Here is a 13,956-nt window from a genome sequence, read left to right as displayed (position 1 = left end):
CACGTGCTCTCCCCGACTCAACCACACCACCGATTCGATGTATTCCGGCGGCCTCAGGGCCGCGCCGATACATCGACCGGGGGTGGCTAGGCTGCGGGCGTGGCCCGCCCAGCACGCCCCGTGGGGACCATCACGCGCGGGACGACCAACCCGAACCGGCTGCGCCGCTGCGACCGGTGGATCGCCGGGCCGCAGGGGTGGCGACTGCGCCGCTCCCCCACCCCGCCGGTCGTCGTCGACCTCGGCTACGGCGCCTCGCCCATCACCGCCGTCGAGCTGCACGACCGGCTGCGACAGGTGCGTCCCGACGTGCAGGTGGTCGGCATCGAGATCGACCCGGAGCGCGTCGCCGCCGGACGGCCACTCGAGCGTGACGGGCTGACGTTCCGGCTCGGCGGCTTCGAGGTGCCGCTCGACGACGGAACGCGCCCCACGGTCGTGCGCGCCTTCAACGTGCTGCGCCAGTACGCCGAGCACGAGGTCGCCGACGCGTGGGCGATGGTGCAGGACCGCCTGGCCCCCGACGGTCTGCTCGTCGACGGGACGTGCGACGAGATCGGCAGGCGTGCCGCCTGGGTGGCCGTCGACGCCTCCGGGCCGCTCAGCCTGACCATCTCGCTGCGGATGGGAGGGCTCGAGCGGCCCTCCGACGTCGCCGAGCGGCTGCCCAAGTCGTTGATCCACCGCAACGTGCCGGGCGAGCCCGTGCACGCCTTCCTCGACGACCTCGACGGCGCGTGGGCCCGGAGCGCTCCGCAGTCCTCGTGGGGTGCCCGCCAGCGCTTCCTCGCCATGTGCGAGGACGTGCGCGCGCGCTGGCCACTGCTCGACGGGCCGTCGCGGTGGCGGCTGGGTGAGGTGACCGTCGACTGGTCCGCCGTGGCACCGACCACCCGTTGACCCTCGTTCGAGGTGATGGCGCGTCACGGGTGACGCGCCATCACCTCGAACCGGCTGGCGCGACTTCCGGCGAAGTCACAGGCGAAACACTCGACCTGCCCGCCCGTCGTCGGCGTAGCATCGGCACCATGTCGCTCGACGGCATGACCGCCTGGGGGCGAGGCCATGCAGTGAGTTTCTACGCACTCGACAGTGAGGGTATCGACGCCGTCGCGCGATTCGTCGCGGACGGGTGGGACCGCGACGAGTGCGTCGTCGTCGTGGCCACCGAGCAGCACCGCCACGCCGTCGCCGAGCTGCTCGCGCAGCGCGGCTACGACCCGGCCGCCCGCTCCGAGCACGGCCGCTACCTCGCTCTCGACGCCGAGTCGACGCTGCAGCAGATCATGCTCGACGGGCGCATCGACCCCGACCGCTTCCTCCTCCGGGCCAACGAGGTCATCGCGCAGGCCTCGTCCGCCGGGGTCCCGATCCGGGCCTTCGGCGAGATGGTGTCGCAGCTCTGGCAGAACGGCCTGGTCGAGCCTGCGATCGAGCTCGAGCTGCTGTGGAACCAGCTGCTGCGCGCGCACGACTTCACGCTGCTGTGCGCCTACCCCACCGGCGCGTTCGAGCACGCCGAGCTCGTCGACGTGCGCCGGGTCTGCGAGCTGCACACCGACCTGCTGCCGCCGAGCGCCGTCTGGGAGGAGGGCGGTATCGTGGAGGCGGGCCACGCCTGTTCGCGCGTCTACCTGCCCATCCCCGAGTCGGTCCCGGCGGCACGGCACTTCGTCGTCGACGTGCTCCGGTCCTGGGGTCACGGCGAGCTCGCTCCCGACGCTGCGCTCATCGTCTCCGAGCTCGCGACGAACGCCCTGCGCCATGCCGACTCGCCGTTCCGCGCCGTCGTCGACCAGCGTCGCGGAAGGCTGCGGGTCGGCGTCGAGGACACCACGGAGACCCCGCTGGAGCGGCGCGAGATCACCATCGACGACGTGAGCGGCCGCGGTGCGCACATCGTCGAGGCGCTGGCCGAGCGGTGGGGATCCAGCCCCCTGCCGGGCGGCAAGGTGGTCTGGGCAGAGTTGACGGCGCGTCCGACCAGCACCCGCGCCGGCTGACCCGCAGGTCGAGGATCGCCGCTTCAGGCTGTGGACGGTCTGCGCGCGGGAGGGGCCCCGAGCATGCGTTTGCCGCCGGGCCCAGCCCGGCGGCATACGTGGTCTGTTGCTCGTGGACCCGCGTCAGCGGACGTAGTCGTCCTCGAGGCGCTCGATGTCGGCCTCGTCGAAGTGGCCGAAGCCGACCTCGAGCAGGCGTCCGGGGCGGTCTCCCGAGTTGCCCATGCGGTGGATCGAGTTGCGCGGCACCCACACGGTCTCGCCGGGCTGCGCGCTCCACGACCGGTCGCCGACGGTGACGTCGATCGGCACGTCGAGCACCTGCCACATCTCGCCTCGGTGGTCGTGGCGCTGGAGCGAGAGCCGGTGGCCCGGCTGGACCGTGATGATCTTGACCGTGACCTGCTCGTTGGAGACGAACTGCTGGAACTGACCCCAGGGTCGCTCGGCCACGAAGATGTCGTCGGCGGGGTTGCGGTCGCCGAGGTCGTAGTCGTCGGGCGTGTGCGTCGGCCCCAGCTCGTGCTCGTGCTGGTGCGGGTCGAGCGCGGAGACGCTGCCAGCCCGGTGCTGGTCGGTCATGGTTCCCCCATCGTCGGTGAGTGCCCAGTGTGCCCTACCGGGACGGCCCACCCGAACCGGACGCCGGAACGACGACCGGTGTTCACCAGCCCCCGCTGGACCGGCCGCCGATGCCGCGCACCTGGCGCAGGGCGGGGCGGACGTCGGCGAGGTAGACGGCCGCGCCCACGAACGCGAGCAGGCCGAAGAGGCTGAGCGGGTTGAAGAGGGTGACGAAACCGATGGCGAGCGCCACGCCGAGGATGGCGAGCCAGAACGTGCGCGTGCGCTTGCCGGCGGCGACGTAGGCCTTGTCGGGGTGGCGCAGGGCGTCGACGAACGCGAAGACCTCACAGCCGAGCGCGACCGCCCCGAGCACGAGGAGGACGACGTTCTGGAACCCCGAGTACAGCTGCATGGACGAAGCGTAACCTGCGCCGCTGAGAGCTCCCAGCGTTCTCCCAGACGCGGCTACGCGTCGATCACGAGGGTGACCGGACCGTCGTTGACCAGCGAGACCTCCATCATCGCGCCGAAGCGTCCCTGCTCGACCTCGACGCCCCGGGCACGCAGTGCGTCGACGAGCGCGGCGACCAGCGGCTGGGCCACCGGGCCGGGGGCTGCCGCGCTCCACGACGGCCGGCGACCCTTGCGGGTGTCGGCGTAGAGCGTGAACTGGCTGACGACGAGTACCGGTGCCCCGGCGTCGACGAGGCTCTGCTCGTCGCGCAGGATGCGCAGCTCTGAGATCTTGCGAGCCATCCGCTCGACGTGGACGGGCCCGTCGTCGTGGGTCACGCCCACGAGGGCGAGCAGCCCGGCGCGGTCGATGGCGCCGACGACCTCGCCGTCGACCTCGACGCGCGCGCTCGTGACGCGCTGGAGGACCGCCCGCACCGGACCGGCCTCAGATGCCGACGGCGACGACGGCCCCGACGGGCTGGCCGTGGCCCAGCACCGGCGCGTGCTCCAGCACCGAGAGCACCTCGTCGCTGCCGACGCCGATGCGGCGCAGCACGGCGGCGAGCACGACGCTCCGTGCCCGCGACGTGCCGTCTGCGACCTTGACGGCGATGCCGCGCCCGTCGCGCAGACCGACGGCGTAGACGGCCTCGGCGCCGTCCTTGGCGACCAGGCCGTCGACGCCGCGGATGAGCGTGGTGACGTCGCGGTGGGTGCCGCCGAGGTACTCGGGGAAGTCGCGGACGGCCCGGGCGATCTTCGCCTCGGCGCCCTCGGTGGCCGACGCGATGCGGCCGAACGCCCGCGCCAGCGCGCTCAGCGGAACGGCATGGATCGGAGCCCCGCAGCCGTCGACGGCGACGGCCGCCGGCTCGGCGCCGGTGAGCTCGCGCACCGTGTCGGCGACGGCGACCTGCAGCGGGTGCGACGGGTCGCGGTAGGTCTCGAGGTCCCAGCCGTTGGCGACGCAGGTCGCGAGCATCGAGGCGTGCTTGCCCGAGCAGTTCTGCACGATCGACTGCTTGGGCTTGCCCTCGGCGATCCAGGCGATGCGCGCGGCGTCGTCGTAGGGGTAGTCGGGCGTGTTCTGCAGGTCGGTCTCGGCCAGGCCCGCGCCGGCGAGTATCTCGCGCGCCGCATCGACGTGGAACTGCTCGCCGGAGTGGCTCGCGCAGGCGAGCGAGAGCAGCCGGCCATCGGTGTCGAGGCCGTGGCGCACCATGGCGAGCGCCTGGATGGGCTTGCTCGAGCTGCGGGGGAAGACGGGCCCGCTCGCGTCGCCGATCTCCAGCTCGACGGAGCCGTCGGGAGCCGTGACGACGGCGGTGCCGTGGTGCACCGACTCGACGAAACCGGCTCGCACGACGTGGGCGACGACCGGCGCTGCCGAGAGTGCCGCGCTGACGGGGGTGGACGTGGTGGCTGCGTGTTCCGACACGCCCCGCAGTATGCCGGAGCGTGCCGCAGGTGCCTGCGGCGAGGTCGCGGGTGCGCCGTTCGTGACGCGGCGGGCCGCGGATGCGACGAGGCCGCCACCCCGGTGGGTGACGGCCTCGTGCGGAGGGGACGCCGTGGCGTCGACCGGTGCTCAGGACTCCGTGGAGGTGGCGGCGGTCTTCTTGGCGGGCGTGGCCTTCTTCGCGGCGCTCTTGGTGGCGGCGGTGGCGGTGGTCGTCGCCTTCTTCGCCGTCTTCTTGGCGGCGCGCTTGGCCGGGGCGGTCTTGCGGGCCGCCGTGGCCTTCGGGTCGTCGGTCGTGGCCGAGGAGCGGGCGGCGACCTTGCGGGTCGTCGTGGCCTCGACCTCGTCGGCCTTGCGCGTGGCGGCAGCCTTCTTGGCGGAGGAGCTGCGGATCGCCTTCTCGTGGGCGGCGGTGCGCTTCGGCTCCACCGGGGCAGCGGCGGCCTCGACGGCCTCGGCCGACTTCTCGACCTGCGCGCCGACCTTCGAGGCGTCCTTGACGACGACGTCCATCAGGCTCTGGGCGACCTTCTCGCCCTCGCTGACGGCCGTCTCGGCGACGCGGCGGCCGCGGGTCACCGTGGCGGTGCCGCGCTCGGCGAGACCGAAGGCGGTGCGCTCACCCTGGGCGCGCAGGTCGGTGACGACCTTCTCGCCGCGGGCAGCCGCGGCGTCGTACTGGTCCTTGGCGTTGCTCGCGATGACGAGGCCCTCGTTGAGGACGCGGGCCGGGAAGTCCTGTGCCTGCGTGACGAAGCGGTCGGCGTACTTCGTGGCCAGCTTCTGCAGCTCGATGGTGCGGCCCTGGAGGTCGACGATGCGCTTCTGGAGCTCCTTCTGCAGCTGGTCCGCCTCCTTCTTGGCACCCTTGCGCAGGTCGACCTGCTTGGCCTGCTTGCGGGCCGCGTCGAGCTGCTCGCTCGCCGAGCGCACGGTGTCGATGGCGATGTTGGCGGCGCCGACGACGGCGTAGAACGGCGTCGGGTCGACCGCGACCTCCGGCAGCTTGCCGTCGATCTGGCCGAGCTGGCCGCGCACGTCGGCCACGGCGGCCTCGGCCTGCTTCTGGGCGTCCTTGACGGCCTTGCTGATCTTCTTGCTGAGAGCCATGTCAGTTCTCCTTGTGGATGGACTCGTTGAGCTCGGGGGTCGCGTCAGCGACGCTGCTGCGACGCGGGGCGCCGGCGGGCTGCCGGCTTCTTGCGAGGGGTCTGGGGTGCTGACGTCTCGTCCTCGCCGACGAACGACAGGTAGATGTCGACGAGCACCGCGCGCTGCCGGTCGGTGAGGACCGGGTCTGCCGCGATGGCGGAGAGGACGTCGGGGCGGGCGGCAGGGTCGTGGTCGACGACCCGCTCGTCGAGGATGCCGGCCCGGACGTAGAGCGACTCGGCAGAGACCTGCAGCCCCTTGGCGATCTGCTGCAGGATCTCGGCGCTCGGGCGCTTCAGCCCTCGCTCGATCTGCGACAGGTAGGGGTTGGAGATGCCGGCCATCTCGGCAAGCTGGCGCAGCGACAGGTGGGCACCCTCGCGCTGCTCGCGCAGGTAGGCCCCCAGGTCGGGTAGCGGAAGCTTGCTCATGCCTCCATTGTGCTAACTAAAGCAAGCAGAATGCAAACTCTGGGCAGCGTGAGCCGCCCCACACTCTCGCGTCAGCGGGTCCGGCGGTCCTTGATGGCGAGCATCGCCCGGGCCTCCGTGGTCGTCATGGCCGGGCGCTGCATGACCTCGGCGATCTGCGCCGCGCGCGCCACGAGCTCGCGGTTGTGCTCGACCGGGCGACCCTTGGCGTACATGAGGTTGTCCTCCATGCCGACCCTCAGGTGGCCGCCGGCGGAGAGGGCTGCGGCGACGATCGGCAGGTGCGCCCGGCCGATGCCGGTGGCCGACCAGCTCGTGACCTCCTCGGGCAGCATCGCGACGCCGGCCATGAGGGCCTGCGGGGTGCCGGGCATCGACCCGGGCACCCCGGTGACGAAGTCGACGTGCACCTTGCCGCCGTAGGGCAGGCCGCACTCGTCGATGAGGCGGCGCAGCGCGTGCACGTGGCCGAGCTCGAACAGCTCGAACTCCGGCACGACCTCGCGCTCCTGCGCCTGCTTGTAGAGGTCGACCATGAAGCCCCACGGGTTGAGGAAGACGCCGTCGCCGAAGTTCGTCGTGCCGCACGTGAGCGAGCACGAGTCGGGGTCGGCGTCGAGCACCGTGAGGCGCTGGTCGAGCGGGTCGGTGACGGCGCCGCCGGTCGAGAGCTGCACGATGAGGTCGGTCGCCTCGCGCACGCCGTCGACCGCCTCCTTGAGGAAGGCGCCGTCGAGGGTCGGCTGGTGCTCGCGGTCGCGCACGTGGATGTGGATGAGCGCCGCGCCGGCCTGCTCGCAGGCGATCGCCGTCTCGACGAGCTCCTCGGGTGTCGTCGGCAGGGCCGGCACGTCGGCCTTGGCGGTCTCGGCGCCCGTGGGGGCGACGGTGATCAGGGTGCTCGCGGCGGTGCGTGCGGTGCTCATGCCGCACATCCTGCCAGCGCCCGGGGGCGCCTCGGTCAGGGGGCGACGATCGTCGTCTGGGCCGCCGAGAGCCCCTCGACGAGCAGGTCGAGCGTGGGGTCGGTGTTGCGCTTGATCACGGCAAGCGCGATCGGCCCGTCGACGTGGTGGCGACCCACCGAGGTCAGGTGGCCGACGACGCGGTCTCCGGCATACACATCGCTCCCCCGCGCCGGCAGCACGTGGCCCGAGCCGTCGAGGTGGAGGAAGACGAGGCGCCTCGGCGGCCGGCCGAGGTTGTGCACGCGGGCCACCGTCTCCTGGCCCCGGTAGCAGCCCTTGTGCAGGTGCACGGCGGTGCGCAGCCAGTCGACCTCGTGGACGATCGTGCGGTGGTCGGTCTCGAGCCCGAGCCGTGGCCGCCAGGCGGCGATGCGCAGCGCCTCGGCCGCCCACAGGCCGGCGAGGGGTCGATCGCCCACTGCGGCAACGAGGTCGGCGCGCGGCACGAGCACCTCGCGCCACGAGCGCTCGGTGCCCGGGTGGTCGTCGACGGGGCCGTATGCCGTCGTGTCGCCGACGAGGTCGGGCCACGGGTCGCGCCACGCGAGGGGCTCGCCGTCGGCGGACTCGCTCGCGTGCGGCTCGCCGAGCACGGCCCACGCGTCGGTGACGAGGGCGACCTCGACGCGCAGCATGAAGCGCATCCGGTCGAGCCATTCGACGAGGGCGCCGCCCGCACCGGGCTCGGTCGTGACCCACGTCGTCCCGCCGTCGTCGACGAGGTGGAGCGAGTGCTCGACGTGGCCCTTGGGTGAGAGGATCAGCGCCTCACGCGACTGGCGCGGCTCGAGGCCGAGCAGGTGCTGGGTGGTGAGCGAGTGCAGCCAGCTGAGGCGGTCGGGCCCGGTGACGGTGACGACGTCGCGGTGCGACAAGTCGACCACGGCCAGGCCCTCCTCGAGGAGGCGCTGCTCGCGCATCGGGTCGCCGTAGTGCAGGGCGACACCCGCCTCGAGGCCTTCGCCCGCGACCGCACCCGGCCGCGCGAGCAGCGGGCTCGGGGCCGTCGTGGGACGCGTGGGCAGTTCGACGTCGCTCATGCTCGGGGCAACGCTGACGGCACACGGCTCATTCCGAAGGCCACCGACGTCACTCGACGCGCTTGAGCGTGGCGGACACGTGGCTCTGCATCTCCTGGCCGACCGCCGCCATGTCCATGACCCACATGAGCTGCGACTCGACGAGGCCGTACATGCGCGTCGCCGCGTTGTACTCCTTCGCACCGGGCGCGCGCAGCACGCCGTCGGTCTTGAGCTGCACCTTGGCCGGCTGGATCTCGCCGTAGTAGAGCTCGAGGATGCCGGTCGGGTGGGCGAGCAGCAGCTCGACCTCGCCGTTCTCGAGGGGGCGCCAGAAGCCGGACTCGACGGCAGCCGGGCGCACCTTGGCGCCGTTCTCGGAGTCGAGGATCCAGGCCCGGCTCTCCCACGTGAGGAAGCCCCGCCCGTCGTGGGTCACCTCGATCTCCTGACCGAAGTGCGCCGACTCGATCGTGGGGTAGCCGACGACCCCGGCGCCCTCCCAGCGTCCGATGAGCCACGCGAGGGGACGCAGCGGCTCCGGGATGTCCTGGTCGAGGTTGAACATGCGCCCGATCGTAGCCTGATCCCATGGACACCCCCGCGCGCTCGCTCGTCGTCAAGGTCACCGCCGGAACCGAGGCGCCGGAGCGTCTCTCGCAGGCCTTCACGGTGGCCGCGACCGCCGTCGCGAGCGGGGTCGACGTGTCGCTGTGGCTCACCGGCGAGTCGACGTGGATGGCCGTTCCGGGGCGGGCGGAGGAGTTCGAGCTGCCGTATGCCGCCCCGCTCGCCGAGCTGCGCGACGCCGTCGTCGCGGGCGGCCGGCTCACCGTCTGCACGCAGTGCGCGGCCCGGCGCGAGCTCACCGAGGCCCAGCTCGTCGAGGGCGCGGTCATCAAGGGCGCGGCCGTCTTCGTCGAGGAGGCGCTGGCCCCGGGCGCCCAGGCCCTCGTCTACTGACGCACCCGCGGGTTCAGGTGAGGACGGAGAAGAGGTGCACGACGGCGCCGACCACGAGCACCGAGCCGACGCCGGAGCCGACCTGGCCGCGGCGCGTCAGCATCGCCGGCTGCAGCGACAGCACGCGCCGGAACGACCACGACACCGTGCCGACGGCCGCGCCGATGCCGAGCGCCTCGAGGGCGGCGACCTCGTCGAAGAAGCTGGCCGCCACGAGCGCGGCGACGACGGACACCGCGAGCGCCACGAGGCCGAGGAAGGGCGCGAGCACCTTGACCCCCGGCAGCAGGTCGACCGCGACGGCCGCACCCACGGCGGCCATGGCGACGACCGCGACGGCCTGACCGCGGTCGCTGTTGGCCGCGACGACGGCGGTCGTGCCCGACGCGATGACGGCGAGTCCGCCGAACGCCGAGAGCAGGGTGAGCACGAGTCCCTCTCGGCCGGTGCGGCGCACGAGCTGGCCGAAGAAGGCGAGCAGGATGCCGAACGCGACGGCCGCGGGCACCCAGAGCAGGTCCTGGCGCAAGGCGCTCAGCACGATCGCCACCGAGCTGACGCCGAGCGCCACGGTGGTGGCCATCGGCGTGTAGGAGCCGCTCAACAGCGGCCAGCCCCACGCCACGGCGAGAGCGAGCACGAGGGTGACACCCAGCGTGGCGGCATACCCCGTGCCCTGGGCGACGAGGAGCGCAACGGCGGCCACGAACGTCGCGACGACGCCGAACCAGCGGATGCGGTCGGCGCGGACCGGCGACAGCGGCACGCGGAGCGTCCCCTCGGGGGCTCCCGCGCGGGCTGCGTCGTCGTCAGGCACGGGGGCCATTGTGCATCACCCTCCGGCGAACGGCGGCAGCACCTCGACGGTGGCTCCCGAGTCCACGACCTGCTCCCGGGTGACCTTGCGGCCGTCGAGCAGGAAGCTCGCCACCCTCGCCACGCGCCCGAGGTCCGGGTGCGCCTGCACGGCAGCGTCGACGACCTCGCCGACCGTCGCGCCCGAGCGCTCCTCGCTGTCGGTGCCGGTCGCCGCGCGCGCGGCCGCCCAGTAGCGCACGGTGACCGTCGGCGCGGCCGCTGTCGTGGGCATCTCGCTCCGTCTCATGGCAGGTGTCTCATCGTTGGTGTGGTCCCGTCCCCCGGTGACCAGTCTCGCCTATCCTGCATGAGATGGCCCGACTGCTGCTGCTCACCAACGCGCTCGCCCCGAGCGCCGAGGTGCTGCCCGCGCTCGGGCTGCTGAGCCACACGGTGCGCATCCTGCCTGCCGAGGCCACCGCGCTCGTCGACTCCCCCGACTGCGACGTCGTCATCGTCGACGCGCGACGGGAGCTCGCGAGCGCCCGGTCGCTGTGCCGGGTGCTGCGCACCACCGGGATCGGCACCCCCCTGCTGGCCGTCCTCACGGAGGGCGGCCTCGCCGGCCTCACGGCCGAGTGGGGCCTCGACGACGTGCTGCTCGACTCCGCCGGGCCCGCCGAGGTCGACGCGCGGCTGCGCCTCGCGATGACGAAGGGCCAGGACGACGAGGCCGACCTCGACATGCCGATCACGTCGGGTGACCTCGTCATCGACGAGGCGAGCTACTCGGCGAAGTTCCGCGGCCACCCGCTCGACCTCACCTACAAGGAGTTCGAGCTCATCAAGTACCTCGCGCAGCACCCCGGCCGGGTCTTCACCCGGGCCCAGCTGTTGCAGGAGGTCTGGGGCTACGACTACTACGGCGGCACCCGCACCGTCGACGTGCACGTGCGGCGGCTGCGGGCCAAGCTCGGCCCCGACCACGAGGCCCTCATCGGCACGGTCCGCAACGTCGGCTACCGGCTCGTGCCCGACCGTCCCGAGGCTCCCGCAGCCCAGCCCGCCGACGCCTGAACCGGTCGAGCCGGTATGCCGAACGGTCCGGCTCCCGAGGGAACCGGACCGTTCGTCGGTCCACCGTCGTCAGGCGGTCACGGCGTGTACGTGACGCGGTCCAGCGGCGGTGCGGTGTAGGGCGAGTGCTTCTCGAGGTAGTTCGAGAAGGCGTCGATGTCGAGCCCGCCGAAGTACCGGTCGGTGCCACCGCGGAAGGCCGGGAAGCCGTCCCCGCCGTCGGCGAGGAAGTTGTTCGTCACCACGCGGTAGGTGGCCGTGGGGTTGACCGCCACACCGTTGATCTTGACGTCGCTGACCGAGACCCGGTTGTGCGTGTACGTCAGGCCGGCGCTCGTGGCGAGCACGTAGGGCCGGGGCGGCGCGCCGGGCGAGTTGATGAACTGCTGGTTCAGCACATCGATGACCTGCTGGCCCGTGAGGGTCAGCGACACGAGGTAGTTGTTGAACGGCTGGACCGTGAACGCCGCCTCGTAGGTGACGTTGCCCGCGGAGTTCTCGACGAGGTCGGCTCGGATGCCGCCGGCGTTCATGAACGACACGACGGGCGTCTGGCCGCCCGTCACGACCGACGGGTCGGCGAGCTGGGCGTCGGCGATGAGGTCACCGAGCGGGGACTCGCCCGCGGCGTTGGGAGTGCGGCTGACCACCGAGCCGGCGACCTGGCCGATGACCTTGTTCGCGATCGTGGAGACCAGCGTCTTGTACCGGCCGATGAGGGCCGTCTGGGCCGGGTCCTTGGCGACGGTGCGCTCGACGATGTGGTTGGCCGAGGTGGCCGTCGTCGGCCGGACGATGTCGGAGGTGCGGCGGTCGTACGTGAGCGTCGTGTCGGTGTAGAGGCGACCGAACGACGAGGCGGACGTGACGAGACGCGGCTTGCCGGCCGGGTCGGGCAGCGCGCAGACATAGGGCTGGTGCGTGTGGCCGGAGACGACCATGTCGATGGCCGGGTCGAGGTTCGCGTTGATGTCGACGAGCGCGCCGGAGATGGAGCCGCCGGTCTGGCAGGCCCAGTCGTAGGACTGGCCGCTCTTCGTCGGGGCCGCGCCCTCGTGCAGCAGCACGACGATGGCGTTGACGCCCTGCGCCTTGAGCACGGGCACGAGAGCGTTGGCGGTCTCGGCCTCGTCCTTGAACGACAGGCCGGCGACACCGGAGGCGGTGACGATGCTGGGCGTGCCCTCGAGCGTCATGCCGATGAAGCCGATCTTGGCCCCGTTGAACTTCTTCACGGTGTAGGCCGGCAGGATCGTCTTGCCGCTCGAGGTCTCGACGACGTTGGCCGCGAGCATGTCGAAGTCGGCTCCGCCGAACACCCCGTCCGGGCAGGAGTTCTGGTTGTTCTGGCCCGCTCCGTCGTCGATGCACCCGCCGTGGGCGAGGCGCTGGAGCTCCTTGTAGCCCTCGTCGAACTCGTGGTTGCCCACCGACGTGACGTCGAGGCCGAGCTTGTTCATCGACTCGACGGTCGGCTCGTCGTGGAAGGCGGCGGACAGGAGCGGGGAGGCCCCGACGATGTCACCGGCGGCGACGGTCAGCGAGTAGGGGTGGCCCTTGCGTGCCTGGGCGAGCTCCGTCGCGAGGTACTCCACGCCGCCGGCGTTGACGAAGTTGATCTGCTCGGCGCGGTTGCCGTCGCCGTCGATGTCGTCCACGTCCGTGTAGAAGTGGTCGATCGTGATGCGACCGCTGGAGCCGCCGGGCGCCTCCAGGTTGCCGTGGAAGTCGTTGAACGACAGCAGCTGGATGTCGAACTGGGTCTTGCCGGGGGCGCTACCGGTGCTCGACCCCGCGGTGGGTGCGGCGAGGGCCGGGGCCGCGAGCGCAGCGGCGCAGGCACCTGCGACCGCGACGCCGGCGATGCGGCGGGTGGAACGGGACATGTCTTCCCCTTGCTCATGGATGGCGAACGTGCCCGCGGGCACCCGGGGAGGGTATCTCCGCACACGGGCGATTTGGGGTTTGCGAGGCAATGGTTCGGTAAAGGCCGGATGTCCAGTCGGACCCGGGCGGGGAGTCGGGACCGTCGGCGCCGGGAGCCGCACGCGTCGTGGTGGAATCGCCGTATGCCGCGCCCGACGATCGCCCGCCACGACGCCACGCACCCGCTGACCCACGAGGCGGCCGAGGCGGTGCTGGCGCTCGCCCGGGCGGCCGCAGCGCACGACGGCGCGCAGCCCCTCTCGGAGCAGTTCCTCCTCTCCGTGCGGGCTCGCGAGCACGACGGCGTCGAGCACGTCCTCGCGCTCGCCGACGACGGCACGGTCGTCGGCTACGCCCAGTCCCGCACGGGCGAGGCGCCGGACGGGGCGCCGGACGGGGCGCCCTCGGGTGAGCTCGTCGTCGCCCCGACCGCCCGCCGCGCCGGCGTCGGCACGGCACTGCTCGAAGCCCTGCCGGACGGCATACGCCTCTGGAGCCACGCGGTGGGGGCGGCCGCCGACGCGGCCACGGGCTTCGCCGCAGCGAGCGGGCTCGTGCCGGTGCGCTCGCTGCACGTCATGGGTCGGTCGCTCACGGGTGGCGACCCGTGGCCCGAGGCGACGGTCGACCCGCGGTATGCCGTGCGCACGTTCGAGCCCGGACGTGACGAGGAGGCGTGGCTGGCCCTCAACGCCGCCGCGTTCGCGCACCACCCGGAGCAGGGCTCGCTGCACCGGGCCGACCTCGACCAGCGGATGGGCGAGCCGTGGTGGGACCCTGCCGGCCTCATCCTCGTCGTCGAGGCCGACCATCCCGACACGCTCGTGGCCTCGCACTGGACGAAGGTCGACCCGCCCGGCGGCGACGTCGGCGAGGTCTACGTCGTCGCCGTCTCACCCGACCACCAGGGCGAGGGGCTCGGCCGCGCCGTCACGGTGCTCGGCCTCGACCACCTGCGCTCCCTCGGGCTCGACAGGGTCGTGCTCTACGTCGACGAGGAGAACGCGGCGGCCGTGCACACCTACCGCCGGCTCGGGTTCGAGGACGTCGAGGTGCACCGGCAGTACGCCCGTGCGACCTCGGCCCGACCCTCGGACGGTGACCGGACCGACCACGGCTGAGACGAGTTCACCCTCC

The 13,956-nt window shown here is 72.4% G+C and carries 17 protein-coding genes; 5 read left to right on the top strand and 12 right to left on the bottom strand.

Features of this window, described 5'->3' with window-relative positions:
• Positions 1-99 precede the first annotated feature (99 nt).
• Complete coding sequence (locus tag ACYVNR_RS04510; RefSeq protein WP_458798784.1) at positions 100-900, top strand: methyltransferase domain-containing protein; 801 nt, start codon at positions 100-102, stop codon at positions 898-900.
• Positions 901-1,070: 170 nt separating this feature from the next.
• Positions 1,071-2,003 (top strand): MEDS domain-containing protein, encoded by a 933-nt coding sequence (locus ACYVNR_RS04505; protein ID WP_461046859.1) that lies wholly within the window; start codon positions 1,071-1,073, stop codon positions 2,001-2,003.
• A gap of 123 nt (positions 2,004-2,126) precedes the next feature.
• Here ACYVNR_RS04505 and ACYVNR_RS04500 read toward each other — a convergent pair whose 3' ends face one another.
• The 9 genes from ACYVNR_RS04500 to ACYVNR_RS04460 form a co-directional block, all read right to left on the bottom strand.
• Complete coding sequence (locus ACYVNR_RS04500) at positions 2,127-2,585, bottom strand: phosphomannose isomerase type II C-terminal cupin domain (protein WP_052677284.1); 459 nt, start codon at positions 2,583-2,585, stop codon at positions 2,127-2,129.
• An 82-nt stretch (positions 2,586-2,667) separates the two neighbouring features.
• Complete coding sequence (locus ACYVNR_RS04495; protein WP_045190931.1) at positions 2,668-2,982, bottom strand: DUF2516 family protein; 315 nt, start codon at positions 2,980-2,982, stop codon at positions 2,668-2,670.
• 53 nt (positions 2,983-3,035) lie between these two features.
• On the bottom strand, positions 3,036-3,461 hold the full coding sequence (dtd, locus tag ACYVNR_RS04490) for a D-aminoacyl-tRNA deacylase (RefSeq protein ID WP_461046857.1): 426 nt from the start codon (positions 3,459-3,461) through the stop codon (positions 3,036-3,038).
• 10 nt (positions 3,462-3,471) lie between these two features.
• Positions 3,472-4,464 carry an asparaginase gene (locus ACYVNR_RS04485; RefSeq protein ID WP_461046855.1) on the bottom strand — a complete coding sequence of 331 codons (993 nt, stop codon included), beginning with the start codon at positions 4,462-4,464 and terminating at the stop codon, positions 3,472-3,474.
• 150 nt (positions 4,465-4,614) lie between these two features.
• A complete protein-coding gene (locus ACYVNR_RS04480) occupies positions 4,615-5,595 on the bottom strand; it encodes a hypothetical protein (RefSeq protein ID WP_461046853.1) in 981 nt (326 codons plus the stop codon).
• A gap of 44 nt (positions 5,596-5,639) precedes the next feature.
• Positions 5,640-6,068, bottom strand: coding sequence for a helix-turn-helix domain-containing protein (locus tag ACYVNR_RS04475; RefSeq protein ID WP_461046851.1), 429 nt, complete (start codon positions 6,066-6,068; stop codon positions 5,640-5,642).
• 71 nt (positions 6,069-6,139) lie between these two features.
• On the bottom strand, positions 6,140-6,994 hold the full coding sequence (locus ACYVNR_RS04470) for a beta-keto acid cleavage family enzyme (RefSeq protein ID WP_461046849.1): 855 nt from the start codon (positions 6,992-6,994) through the stop codon (positions 6,140-6,142).
• 35 nt (positions 6,995-7,029) lie between these two features.
• The gene (gene ygfZ / locus ACYVNR_RS04465; RefSeq protein ID WP_461046847.1) at positions 7,030-8,076 is read right to left on the bottom strand and encodes a CAF17-like 4Fe-4S cluster assembly/insertion protein YgfZ; all 1,047 of its coding nucleotides are present in this window, start codon (positions 8,074-8,076) and stop codon (positions 7,030-7,032) included.
• A 49-nt stretch (positions 8,077-8,125) separates the two neighbouring features.
• On the bottom strand, positions 8,126-8,623 hold the full coding sequence (locus ACYVNR_RS04460) for a heme-binding beta-barrel domain-containing protein (RefSeq protein ID WP_461046845.1): 498 nt from the start codon (positions 8,621-8,623) through the stop codon (positions 8,126-8,128).
• A 23-nt stretch (positions 8,624-8,646) separates the two neighbouring features.
• On the opposite strand from ACYVNR_RS04460, the gene ACYVNR_RS04455 reads away from it, so the two are divergent.
• Positions 8,647-9,018: a DsrE family protein gene (locus ACYVNR_RS04455; RefSeq protein WP_461046843.1), complete on the top strand. Its 372-nt coding sequence runs from the start codon at positions 8,647-8,649 to the stop codon at positions 9,016-9,018.
• A 13-nt stretch (positions 9,019-9,031) separates the two neighbouring features.
• Here ACYVNR_RS04455 and ACYVNR_RS04450 read toward each other — a convergent pair whose 3' ends face one another.
• The gene (locus ACYVNR_RS04450) at positions 9,032-9,844 is read right to left on the bottom strand and encodes a hypothetical protein (RefSeq protein ID WP_045190941.1); all 813 of its coding nucleotides are present in this window, start codon (positions 9,842-9,844) and stop codon (positions 9,032-9,034) included.
• 6 nt (positions 9,845-9,850) lie between these two features.
• Positions 9,851-10,108 (bottom strand): MoaD/ThiS family protein, encoded by a 258-nt coding sequence (locus ACYVNR_RS04445; protein WP_461046841.1) that lies wholly within the window; start codon positions 10,106-10,108, stop codon positions 9,851-9,853.
• An 80-nt stretch (positions 10,109-10,188) separates the two neighbouring features.
• Here ACYVNR_RS04445 and ACYVNR_RS04440 point away from each other — a divergent pair, with 80 nt between their 5' ends.
• A complete protein-coding gene (locus ACYVNR_RS04440) occupies positions 10,189-10,893 on the top strand; it encodes a response regulator transcription factor (protein ID WP_458798795.1) in 705 nt (234 codons plus the stop codon).
• A 77-nt stretch (positions 10,894-10,970) separates the two neighbouring features.
• Here the strand turns inward: ACYVNR_RS04440 and ACYVNR_RS04435 are convergent, their stop codons facing one another.
• Entirely contained in the window at positions 10,971-12,779 is a 1,809-nt protein-coding gene (locus ACYVNR_RS04435) for a bifunctional metallophosphatase/5'-nucleotidase (RefSeq protein WP_461046839.1), read from the bottom strand.
• Between the two features lie 183 nt (positions 12,780-12,962).
• Between ACYVNR_RS04435 and mshD the strand changes: the two genes are divergently transcribed.
• The gene (gene mshD, locus ACYVNR_RS04430; RefSeq protein WP_461046837.1) at positions 12,963-13,940 is read left to right on the top strand and encodes a mycothiol synthase; all 978 of its coding nucleotides are present in this window, start codon (positions 12,963-12,965) and stop codon (positions 13,938-13,940) included.
• Positions 13,941-13,956 lie beyond the last annotated feature (16 nt).

The organism is Terrabacter koreensis, from assembly GCF_054783315.1.
This window is presented reverse-complemented; position numbering and strand designations above follow the sequence as displayed.

Excerpts from the sequence above, each read along its gene's own strand:
- ACYVNR_RS04500 (WP_052677284.1), bottom strand. The coding sequence starts at position 2,585 with ATGACCGACCAGCACCGGGCTGGCAGCGTCTCCGCGCTCGACCCGCAC.
- ACYVNR_RS04495 (WP_045190931.1), bottom strand. The coding sequence starts at position 2,982 with ATGCAGCTGTACTCGGGGTTCCAGAACGTCGTCCTCCTCGTGCTCGGG.
- ACYVNR_RS04480 (WP_461046853.1), bottom strand. The coding sequence starts at position 5,595 with ATGGCTCTCAGCAAGAAGATCAGCAAGGCCGTCAAGGACGCCCAGAAG.
- ACYVNR_RS04475 (WP_461046851.1), bottom strand. The coding sequence starts at position 6,068 with ATGAGCAAGCTTCCGCTACCCGACCTGGGGGCCTACCTGCGCGAGCAG.
- ACYVNR_RS04470 (WP_461046849.1), bottom strand. The coding sequence starts at position 6,994 with ATGAGCACCGCACGCACCGCCGCGAGCACCCTGATCACCGTCGCCCCC.
- ygfZ (WP_461046847.1), bottom strand. The coding sequence starts at position 8,076 with ATGAGCGACGTCGAACTGCCCACGCGTCCCACGACGGCCCCGAGCCCG.
- ACYVNR_RS04460 (WP_461046845.1), bottom strand. The coding sequence starts at position 8,623 with ATGTTCAACCTCGACCAGGACATCCCGGAGCCGCTGCGTCCCCTCGCG.
- ACYVNR_RS04455 (WP_461046843.1), top strand. The coding sequence starts at position 8,647 with ATGGACACCCCCGCGCGCTCGCTCGTCGTCAAGGTCACCGCCGGAACC.
- ACYVNR_RS04450 (WP_045190941.1), bottom strand. The coding sequence starts at position 9,844 with ATGGCCCCCGTGCCTGACGACGACGCAGCCCGCGCGGGAGCCCCCGAG.
- ACYVNR_RS04445 (WP_461046841.1), bottom strand. The coding sequence starts at position 10,108 with ATGCCCACGACAGCGGCCGCGCCGACGGTCACCGTGCGCTACTGGGCG.
- ACYVNR_RS04440 (WP_458798795.1), top strand. The coding sequence starts at position 10,189 with ATGGCCCGACTGCTGCTGCTCACCAACGCGCTCGCCCCGAGCGCCGAG.
- ACYVNR_RS04435 (WP_461046839.1), bottom strand. The coding sequence starts at position 12,779 with ATGTCCCGTTCCACCCGCCGCATCGCCGGCGTCGCGGTCGCAGGTGCC.
- mshD (WP_461046837.1), top strand. The coding sequence starts at position 12,963 with ATGCCGCGCCCGACGATCGCCCGCCACGACGCCACGCACCCGCTGACC.